This window comes from Dactylosporangium aurantiacum (assembly GCF_000716715.1).
Lineage (GTDB): Bacteria > Actinomycetota > Actinomycetes > Mycobacteriales > Micromonosporaceae > Dactylosporangium > Dactylosporangium aurantiacum.
Map to the genome: position 1 here is coordinate 1 of NZ_JNYJ01000214.1, position 221 is coordinate 221.

Annotated in this window: 1 protein-coding gene; it reads left to right on the top strand. The window is 72.9% G+C overall.

What is annotated here, in order from left to right; genetic code table 11:
• Positions 1-221, top strand: a 221-nt coding sequence (locus OP18_RS50965) for a transposase (protein WP_033368090.1), incomplete at both ends; no start/stop codon positions are given.

The window sequence follows — 221 nt, forward strand, 5'->3', positions numbered from 1 at the left end:
GCGTGACGTCCCGGCCGAGTACGCACCCTGGCAGACCATCTACGGGCTGTTCCGCCGCTGGCAGCGTGACGGCACCTGGGACACCGTCCTCGCCGCCGCACAGGCCAGCAGCGACGCGGCCAGCCGGATCGACTGGGACGTCAGCGTCGACTCCACGACCAGCCGCGCGCACCAGCACGCCGCCGGTGCCCGCCACGACGGCCACCTGCAGAAAGAGCCAC